Genomic DNA, 9542 nt, shown 5'->3' on the forward strand with positions numbered 1-9542 from the left:
TCTTTAGTTCCTAAACGTCGTGGAGCGCCCGGCTCCAAATCTTGAAGTGATGGTTGTCCGGAGATTACCGTTTCCTCGACGCTGAAAGCCGACATAGCCAACGTACGAGTCCACCTCTGGCGGTGCGATGCCGAACGCCTGCAGGAGCACCGACGGGAACGCCGTGCGGCGCGTTCCGCTCCAATTCCAGTCGTCGTCCAAGTCATCTCCCCGCTGAGGCATCACGTATATGCACGGCGGCGGCGTCGGAACGCCCGCAAGGTCGACGGACTTGGCCTGCTTTGGGCAGGGCCGACCTGATCCCCCGCACAACTCGTTGTGAAAGATGACGCCGTCGAGCACATCACGCACCTCGGAGAAGAAACGCTGACGCAGACGATTCACCCCCTTTGAAATGTGCTCGCCAGGGTGCGCCTTCGTGCTGGAGCACAGCCACCAGAGATACGTTTCATCGGCCCAGTCAGGCACTGTCCAGCGAACGCTGCTGTGTGCCCCATCCGGGCAGCCCTTCTGAATCACCGCAACTAAGCCGACCCCTGGAACCGCAAGCCGGTAAACGGTGTCTGATCCGTAAGAAGGTGTCGTGACGCTAGTCACCAGCCCCTCCCCCACCAAACGCTCGAAGAGCCGGCCAAGAAACTGGCGACGATCTGCGTTGCTTGCGCTCATGCTGCCGCGCAACGACTCGACCGCGGACGGAAGAGCCATCTCGTACTCAGCCGGCGAGATCCCATGTTTGGCTAGAAAGCTCGCGTCTTCCGCCAGACCTTGGATCGCTAAACTCACGCGCTCGACAACGGCTGGTGGCGGTGCCCCGACGTGACGGCATGGCGCAGCTGTCTCGGCACTCACACTTGTCGCCTCTCAGCGGTGACGCGGGCACCCTGAACCAGAATCATGTCCCTCCCCCAATTGATCACGTTGCTTGCTCATTATCTTGTGAATACGGACAAATGTGTGCAAGGACGCACACTGTGGTCCAAATCGATGGCGCATCGTTCCAGCCCACGCACTTTGTTGGCTTGGCGCGCTGCCCCATGTCGGGTACTAGAACCTAGCCGTTGTGCAGCCAACGCATGCTCGAACGGACACATCCTTCCAGAGAAGTGGAGGCAGCCCCAAGTGGCCGCTGCCATGTTCGATTGTCGGGAAATCGGTCAGAGGCCTCTGAGCGCGTCCATAATCTGATGAGCCACCATCAGCGGATCATCGTGAGACCAGAACCGGAGGACGGTCCATCCTGCGGAGACAAGGTGTTCTGTCGTTTCTAGGTCCCGCTCACGATTTCGGGCGACCTTCGCACTCCAGTACGAAACGTTTGATCTGGGCGCGCGGTAATGGACCGGGCAACCATGCCAGAAACACCCATCGATGAAGACGGCGATGCGGGCACGAGTGAAGGCTATATCGGCGGTTCTTCGGAGTCCCGGAAGTAGCCGAAAGTTCACTCTGTATCGCAGGCCTGCGGCGTGAAGGATGCGTCGAACTGCCAGTTCCGGCTTCGTATCGCGGGAACGGTTACCCTGCATCGCCTTCCTGGTGGCAGGCGTTGTGGCCCAAGAATCTTCCACTCTGCCAACCTATGCCGCCTTAGCCTTCCGAACCAGCCCGCTTCAAGGTAAGCAAAGACACGGCTTCCAAGCAGCCGGGAAATTGGCATTAGGCATCCGCGCGGAAGTAGCGTTATGCCCATGAATCAAGTCCAATCTCTTCCCCCTCTTTCGCGCGCGCCGTTGCGCGCGGCTGAGTTCTTCGCCGGCATCGGTTTGGTACGTGCAGGCCTCGAACCCGCAGGCTTTGAAATCGTCTGGGCCAACGACTACGAGCCGGCGAAAAAGGAGATGTACGAGGGGAACTTTGGATCTGATCACGACTTCGCACTAGGAGACATAGCCAAGGTCAAAAGCGCGGCCCTCCCCGAAGACCTGGATTTCGCCTGGGCCAGCTTCCCTTGCACTGACTTGTCACTCGCCGGCGACAGGCGTGGGCTCGCGGGGAAGCAGTCTGGCACTTTCTTCCACTTCACCCGCATCATGGATGAACTTGAGGACAAAAAGCCCCGAGTTATCGCTTTGGAGAACGTCAACGGTTTGGCGACTTCGCACGGCGGCGACGACATGGCAGCCCTCGCCAGAGAACTGAACGGCCTCGGCTACAGCGTGGACGTCCTGGCTCTGGATGGCCGGCGGTTCGTCGCGCAGTCCCGGCCCCGCATCTTTATCGTCGGCAGCATGGACGTCCCAGTGGAAGATACAAAGGAAGTGTCAACACTGCGGCCCGAATGGTTGCAAGGCGTTTTCCAGGACCCAACCGTGATAACTCATCGTGCAGCCCTCCCTGAGCCTCCAGAGATGTTGACCGTCGGTCTGTCCGACGTGGTCGAAACGATGGGGGCACGTGACAGCCGCTGGTGGGATGCGGAGCGCAAGGATAAATTCCTCACCTCCCTCTCTGTGGTCCAACGCGAACGCCTGGACGCTATGAAGGCATCCCAGCACGTGACGTATCGGACGGCTTATCGGCGAACGCGGTCCGGTGTGCCCGTTTGGGAGATCCGGGCCGATGAGGTCTCAGGGTGCTTGCGCACAGCGCGCGGAGGGTCTTCCAAGCAAGCGGTAGTGATGGCCGGGCGAGGAAGAACCGCCGTTCGTTGGATGACCCCGGTCGAATACGCGCGCCTCATGGGAGCCGGAGACTACAACCTGAGCGGCCTCAGAGACAGCCAGATTCTTTTCGGATTCGGCGACGCCGTAGTCGTCCCCGCTGTCCAATGGGTCGGGGAAAACTACCTGGCACCCCTTATCCGGGGCGAACTCCGGCAGCCTGCACGGCTAGAACGGGTGGCTGGTTAGTGTCCTCCCGCGGTGATGCAGCGCTGCCCGGCAGCGGGCCGGCAGTCCCCATAGAGTCCTTGCCCGCAGAAGACGTCCGACAGTTTCGTGTCGAGCTCAAGGCGTTCATGGAAAGCCTCGATGAAGCAGGCCGAAGAATAGGCACAGCCAAATTCGGCATCTACGCGTTCTATGACTACGACGGAGAACCGATCTATGTCGGTCAAACACGCGAAAAGCTGTCCGGGCGTGTCGGTCGCCATCTGACCAATCAAAGGACAGATGCTGTGGCGATGCGGGTCTTGGATCCTTTGGAAGTCGCGGAAGTGCAAGTGTGGCCCCTCTGGGAATTCGACGAGTTGGCCCGCCGCGCGACAACCACGGAGGAGAAAAAGGAGCTGGCGCGCCTGCTCGATGCCTACGAGTACTCCGCTTACCTGAAGGCGATTGAGGACAGTCGATTCAAGGCGATTCTCAACGAGAAGATTCCACCCGTCTCTGAGCCCGTCGCTCTCCCCCAGTCGTTCAGAAAGTCACTCATCACAGATCTGCACAAGGTCGAACGAGGCCACGCGGACATCCGCATCGCCCGCAGAGCCGAAACGGTCTCACGGCTAGCCGACGTAGTCCGTGAGCGTGGAAAAGTCACGGTAGGCCTCCGCCGGGTGCTGGTCGTGCAGGCCGTCCGACTTGCCTTCCTGTCTGCTCAGCGTCTAGCCGTTGCTGAGGGGCGACCCATGCCAACGCCTGATTCCATCAACGTGAGCCAGCTTGTCGGTTCTGTACTCAGCGAGGCCCCTGACAGCGGGGAAGACGACGACGCTCTATGACGCAATGGGGACCAGGTCGTCGTCGACGGCTAACATCCATTCGCCGTCACCGAAGCGGATCTCGTACAGTAGTTCGCCGCCAGGGCTAAAGCCCTGGAAATTTATCTCGAAGTAGGGCCATCCGTCACGCGTCCGGGCCACTGCGTCTCGTGTCTTGACCGCGCGAAACGTGCCCAGCGGTGCAGGTCCCCGGGATCATGACTACCAATCGCTGCCACGGAACTCATCCTCGCTGTCGCTAAAAGGTGCACCTGACACAGGAGTTCAGGTTGCAGAAAGAAATACGCTCTTGGCGCCCTATGATATCCGAATGGACGTTCTCTCCGACGATGACCCGCGGCATGGCACTCCCAACGGATATGGCAACCTCGGTTGCCGCTGCGACCGCTGCCGAGAAGCAAACCGCAAGTCCCACTACGCTTACATGGAACGCGTCCGCCGCGAGGGCCGCATGCTGGGCAGCCACGGGACAGCGCTGAGTTACGACTCCGGATGCCGCTGTGATGACTGCAAAGCCGTTCACAACAAGAAGTCCCGGGACTACAAGCGAAGTCGACGTGCCCAGAATTAATGAGCACCACGACCCGGCGCTCCCCTGCCAAGGCACGGCGATAACGGCTTCCTCATCAACCTCCGGCGCTACGCGGATGCAGGGCGCTCTAGGGACAATGCAAACCTGGCGGAAGCCCGCCGACAGCAGAGGTAGGGTGAAACTGGCACTAGAACCTGCCCATAGGAAGAATCACTCTTGGCCGCACGTGAGCCGTACAGAACCCACCGCCAGCAGCACCTGGGCGACTTCTTAGACCTATTGCAGAAGCGGGGATGGATCGATTGGGAATGGCGCAATGAAGACAGCCCCACCCTATTCCTCATCGCCGAGCGCGGCTCTCCCCCAACCAGGTACCGGACTTGGGAAGCCGAAGCCCTGGCACAGCGCATTGCCGACAAGGCAGGCATTCCCTGGATACCCGTCCCTTACCCGGTGGCTTGATCGCTACAACGAGACCATGGCTCAAATCGCTCTTTTGAAGGACCGGATGGAGGGGACTTCTGGACCTGGCCCTGATGGCATGACCTGGGAACGAACCGCGTTTGCGTCCGCGCCGATTCTGGGCACCGGGCTACGAGGCTTTTGCGTGATGACTCGCCATCCGAAAGGGTTCAAGTGCTGGCGCTTCACCAAGAGTCGCGCCGATTTCGGGTTGAAATACGACATCTGGATGGGAATGCCTCCGGAAGGCAAGAGAATGTGCCCCGCAGAAGGCTCAAGGTGCCATGGGACCTGGCACCCCAGTACGACATCACCATGGAAGGTTGGAAGCGTGTGAGGGACGAGGCCATCGCCAAAAACGAATCCTCGGCCATGTGGGCAGCTCTTGAACTGCTCATACCTTCGGACGTTGCCGAGTTGCATCTCACGCCGGTGAACGATGCCCTCGTCGTCCACGATCAACTTGCTCTTGAATCCCTCACCGGCTCCCTGCAGACCATTCCTGGATCATCCACAAGAGCAAGGCTTGCTTTTCACCCCTCGCTACCCTCCATCGCGGAAATGGCATGCCAAACCAATCCGGCTCCGATTCTCGAGCTGATATGGGCCGAAGAGGCCAAAGCTCGAGAAGAATCCAAGAGAGGCGGCACAGACAAGGACTGGGACACCAGAATTCCCATAGAAACCTCCCCCCGGTATGAATACGACTGCTACCTCCGCTGGAGGAACCGATGCATGAGCTTCTCCGCCAGTGGTGCGGGTACCGTTCCGTAACTGCCCACGAGCGGCTCTTCGCTGCAGAAGCGGAGGTCAATCATCTGGACGCCCTGCTGGCTTGGTCCGTAGACTGCATCCGCCAGTTCAACGAGAGCACCGCCGCAGCCATCGAGAAAGAGCACGAAGGCGAACGCATCACTCCGTACAACATCCGTTCCGTTCCACATCGCCCACCGGAGCCCGTCGAAATACCCGCAATTGAAGTCTCGCGCCGCCGACGCTGGCCGCGCTGATCCATAAAGTCCCGCGACTACAATCGACGTGAACACAGCCAAAAGTAGAACCAGCGCTGGAACCAAAATTCGCCGTCGGAAGAGTCACCAGTGGCCGCACGTGAGCCGTGCAGGACGCACCGCAAACAGCATTTGGTGGACTTCCTGGACCAGTTGAAAAGTCTAGGATGGCTTAACTGGGAGGGGGCATCGAAGCCAACCCCACCGTATTCCTCATCGCAGAGCGCGGGTCGCCCCGGAAGGCATATCGAACGTCGGAGGCCGAAGCTCTGGTGCAGCGCCTGGCCGACGGAGAGGGGATCCCCTGGCTACCCGTCCCCTACCCCCAGCGGCATTGATCGACACATGGAGACAATGGCTATGATCGCAGCCCTGAAAGACGAAGAGCAAGGGGACTCGAAAAGCGGCAAGTGACAAGGGCCTACGGATGCCTCCGCAAGCACTAGTTCAGCCAGTTTTCGGGGAAGGAAACAGCTAGGCTGAGATCTGCTGTCATCAGGCGGCGGCTAATTCCCGAAAGATGAGCCACATGTTCAATCGTGACAAGAAGTCGACATGACCGACGTATCAACGGACGGTATCGAGGCGTCCCCAGATATGACTGGAGAGAACCCCCAAGTGGACAAGACATACACCATGACCGTCGAGCTTTCCGTACTGGAGTCACTAGGGATAAACCTTTATAGCAACGCTGCCGCTGTCCTGTCCGAACTTGTCGCCAACGCTTATGACGCTGATGCAGGCGTCGTTGACATCAAATGGCAGCCGAGGGCCCCCGAAGGTGAAGCGGAAGATCAAAGCGGACAGGCGGTCCTGCTCGAGGTAATTGTCTCCGACGATGGTGTCGGCATGAACGTGGAACAGCTAAACCAACGCTTCCTCACGGCTGGATACAAGAAACGCTCCGAGGAGGGTACCGTCTCTCCGACGAAGAATCGGCCCTACATGGGTCGGAAGGGCATCGGAAAGCTCTCCGTGTTCTCCCTCGGCCGGACCGTGGAAGTGTTTAGTAAAACAGAAACCGGCGAGGCACATGGCTTCCGCATTCGCGTGGAGGACCTAGAAGAAAGCATCCAAGAACGCCTGCCGTATCATCCCGCTCCCATCTCCGTGCCTGCAAAGTACAACAAGAAGGGCACGACAATCATAATGAGCGAGCTTAAGAGTAAGCGCGCCAATTTAACCGCTAGCGCCCTCCGGAAGCGCCTCGCGCGCCGCTTCGACGTCCTCGATCCACGAACACCGGATAACGGCGGGTTTCACTTGGTTATCAATGACGAGCGCGTGACGTGGAAGGACAGACAGGAACTTAAAAAGCTTGAATTTCTATGGGAATTTGGCACTCAGACGCTTTCAAATGATGTCCTTCCAACGGGGATCCAACGCTTTGTCCTCCCAACCGCATTTGTTGATGCTGACAAGGGATGGAAGGTTGGAGGCTGGTTCGGAACTTCAAAAACGCCTACAGATCTAATAGATGACCTAGAAGCTGGATCGCTGAAGAACATCATCGTGTTGGCCCGCAAGCGTCCCATACAGGAAGGCATTATCGAAAAGCTCGACTTTAGCAAACTGTTTGGTAACTACGTAACGGGTCAAGTGGAGGCCGATTTCCTAGACCTGGACGATCCCGAATATGAGGACATAGCAACAAGTGACCGTCAGCGTCTCATTGAAGATGATGAACGCGTACTAGCACTACAGGGCTTCCTGCGGAGTGCTTTCCTTAAAGCTGCCGAGCAGTGGAGTGAGGCCCGACCGAAACGAGAAGCTGTCGATGCCCTTGCCCGCTATCCCAAGCTGAAGGCTTGGGTAGCAGATCTACCCGAGTGGCAGCGACCAAGCGCGGAAGCAATGGTAGGGACAATCGCAAGCCTGGACTTCGAGAAGAAAAATGAGGCTCGGGACAGATCTGCGCTTTTTCGCTCGGGTGTGCTCGCCTTTGCGCGAGTGGGATTGAGGCAATCTTCAGATGACCTTGCTTTGCTGAGCAACGTGACCGCCCAAGACCTTTTGCCCCTGCTTGGTCAGCAAGATGCGTATGAAGCGGGCCTGTGGTCAGACATCCTCCGATCACGCGTGGAAGCCATCGAGCAGCTACAAGGCCTAACTGATTCGAATCAGAAGGAAGCTGTCTTGCAGCGTCATCTCTTCGAGCACCTCTGGCTTTTGGATGCGTCCTGGGAACGCGCCACAGGCAGTTCGAGGATGGAAGAGAATCTCCGAAGAATCGAACCTGGCCTGTTCGCCATGGATGACGAGCAAAAGGAGATAACCGGGAGAATCGATATTCGATACAGAACGGTCAGCGGTCGTCACGTCATCGTTGAACTGAAGCGGTATGACCTTACAGTGGATGCCCGTACCCTGGCCGAACAGGGGGTGAAGTACGCGTCCGCTCTGGCCGACATACTTCGCCAACAACAGCGTGACAACGAAATCCCCGGCATCCAGGTGATCTTTGTTCTGGGACGCAAACCAGGTACTCAAGGTATGGGCATAGCCGCGAACGCAGAGTCGTATTATCGGAGCGTTTTTGAGTCAAGCAACGGCAGTTATCGTCTCTACGACGCCCTCATCGAAAACGCCCGGAATCAGTACCAAGATTACTTGGACGCGAGTGTCACTGCACGAAATTTGGACGAGCTTATTTCGACGCTCGACGGCAGCTAGCTACGCGCCTTCACGCCCGTTCGCAGTCCCTTGTTCACCCCAGGTTCTTTCCTGCGATCGGAAGGCCAGAATCACTTCGTATAGGAGCATCGTCGAAGACGTAAAACAGGGCCAGGACAGCCGAAGCCCTGCGACTGACAGCACTGGACCCCACAGCCGGCCGGCCCAGCGGAGGCCCGAAAGCGTTGTGCGTGACCCGCGGTGAACGCCCGACTCATGCAGAGTCCGTGGCAGGATGTCAATCATGGACAGGCAGTTGCGGCGCGCTCCTGACGCGGAATGGGTGCTGATGTACCGACTCGGCCTGAGTCGGCAACGCATCGCTGCCCTCGTGCGCGCCGGGCCCTCCGCCGTCGCATACCACCTGGTCGTTGCCCGCCGCCAGGACCCCGGTCTCGAGGCCGAACACCAGGCCGCAGCCGGCGCCGCACCCGTTCCCCACCCCTCCCCCACGGACCTCGCCCGCTTGGACGAGCTCATCGCCTGGGTCAAGGCCGAAGGCCGGCTCCCCCGTGATCGCTCCGGGCAACGGAGCGAACGGGCGTTGGCGCGGTGGCTGGCGGCACGCCGACGCGAAGCGGCCGAGCGGACCCTGGACCCGGCCTACAGTGACGGCCTGACCCAAGTCCCCGGGTGGATGGGAAACCGCAGGGACGCCGAGGACGAGGCCCGCTGGCATCACCGCCTGGCCCAGCTGGAGGACTTCCGACACGAGGGCTACGACTGGCCCCGCCACAAGGGCTGCGACTCTGAGCGGGAACACACCCTCGGCGTGTGGATCCACACCCAGCGGTACAAACACCGCCGCGGCGACCTCGACCCTGCGAAGGCCAAGCTCCTGGACGACACCGTTCCCGGGTGGCGGACCGGGAGGACCAGGGGCCGCCCTCGCGGGCGGTGACCTCAAAAGTGCGCGCCTTCCAACCGGCCGCCGGCCAGGACGCCACCCCGCCTAGTACCCTCAGAGTGGTTTTCCAGTCCCCCAGCTTGGAGAACCGGGAGCCTCCGTATCGAGTCCCTTGGATTGGTGCGGAGGCATCCTCATAGGTCGCAGCCAGGGCCCTCTTCCCGGTTGTGCCCACTAGGGGCAGGCGGAGCCCCCCGCACAGCGCACGCTGGGCGGTGTCCAATGATCGTCTGGCGCGGGCCGATGAAGGAGGCCGGACCTTCTTCATCGGAGGGCCACCGTTTGCTACGTCAGACT

The 9542-nt window shown here is 59.7% G+C and carries 8 protein-coding genes; 6 read left to right on the forward strand and 2 right to left on the reverse strand.

All coding sequences use genetic code 11. From position 1 onward, the window contains the following. Positions 1-3 precede the first annotated feature (3 nt). Both QMG72_RS10655 and QMG72_RS10660 read right to left on the reverse strand, forming a co-directional pair. Entirely contained in the window at positions 4-786 is a 783-nt protein-coding gene (locus tag QMG72_RS10655) for a hypothetical protein (protein ID WP_282360175.1), read from the reverse strand. 371 nt (positions 787-1157) lie between these two features. Further along, complete coding sequence (locus tag QMG72_RS10660; protein ID WP_282360174.1) at positions 1158-1571, reverse strand: very short patch repair endonuclease; 414 nt, start codon at positions 1569-1571, stop codon at positions 1158-1160. A 120-nt stretch (positions 1572-1691) separates the two neighbouring features. Here QMG72_RS10660 and QMG72_RS10665 point away from each other — a divergent pair, with 120 nt between their 5' ends. The 6 genes from QMG72_RS10665 to QMG72_RS10690 all read left to right on the forward strand — a co-directional run bounded on the left by QMG72_RS10665 (position 1692) and on the right by QMG72_RS10690 (position 9239). Next, positions 1692-2852 (forward strand): DNA cytosine methyltransferase, encoded by a 1161-nt coding sequence (locus QMG72_RS10665; RefSeq protein WP_282360173.1) that lies wholly within the window; start codon positions 1692-1694, stop codon positions 2850-2852. Between the two features lie 107 nt (positions 2853-2959). After that, the gene (locus tag QMG72_RS10670) at positions 2960-3661 is read left to right on the forward strand and encodes a GIY-YIG nuclease family protein (RefSeq protein ID WP_282360172.1); all 702 of its coding nucleotides are present in this window, start codon (positions 2960-2962) and stop codon (positions 3659-3661) included. 1273 nt (positions 3662-4934) lie between these two features. Beyond that, complete coding sequence (locus QMG72_RS10675; protein ID WP_282360171.1) at positions 4935-5429, forward strand: hypothetical protein; 495 nt, start codon at positions 4935-4937, stop codon at positions 5427-5429. Continuing rightward, positions 5387-5665 (forward strand): hypothetical protein, encoded by a 279-nt coding sequence (locus QMG72_RS10680; RefSeq protein WP_282360170.1) that lies wholly within the window; start codon positions 5387-5389, stop codon positions 5663-5665. Before QMG72_RS10675 ends, QMG72_RS10680 begins: the two co-directional genes overlap by 43 nt. 555 nt (positions 5666-6220) lie before the next feature. Further along, positions 6221-8338 carry a BbrUII/HgiDII family restriction enzyme gene (locus QMG72_RS10685; protein WP_282360169.1) on the forward strand — a complete coding sequence of 706 codons (2118 nt, stop codon included), beginning with the start codon at positions 6221-6223 and terminating at the stop codon, positions 8336-8338. Between the two features lie 244 nt (positions 8339-8582). After that, positions 8583-9239 (forward strand): helicase associated domain-containing protein, encoded by a 657-nt coding sequence (locus QMG72_RS10690; protein WP_282360168.1) that lies wholly within the window; start codon positions 8583-8585, stop codon positions 9237-9239. The last annotated feature ends 303 nt before the right edge of the window (positions 9240-9542 follow it).

Origin of the sequence: Pseudarthrobacter sp. PH31-O2 (assembly GCF_030063265.1) — a bacterium.
Taxonomy (GTDB): Bacteria; Actinomycetota; Actinomycetes; order Actinomycetales; family Micrococcaceae; genus Arthrobacter.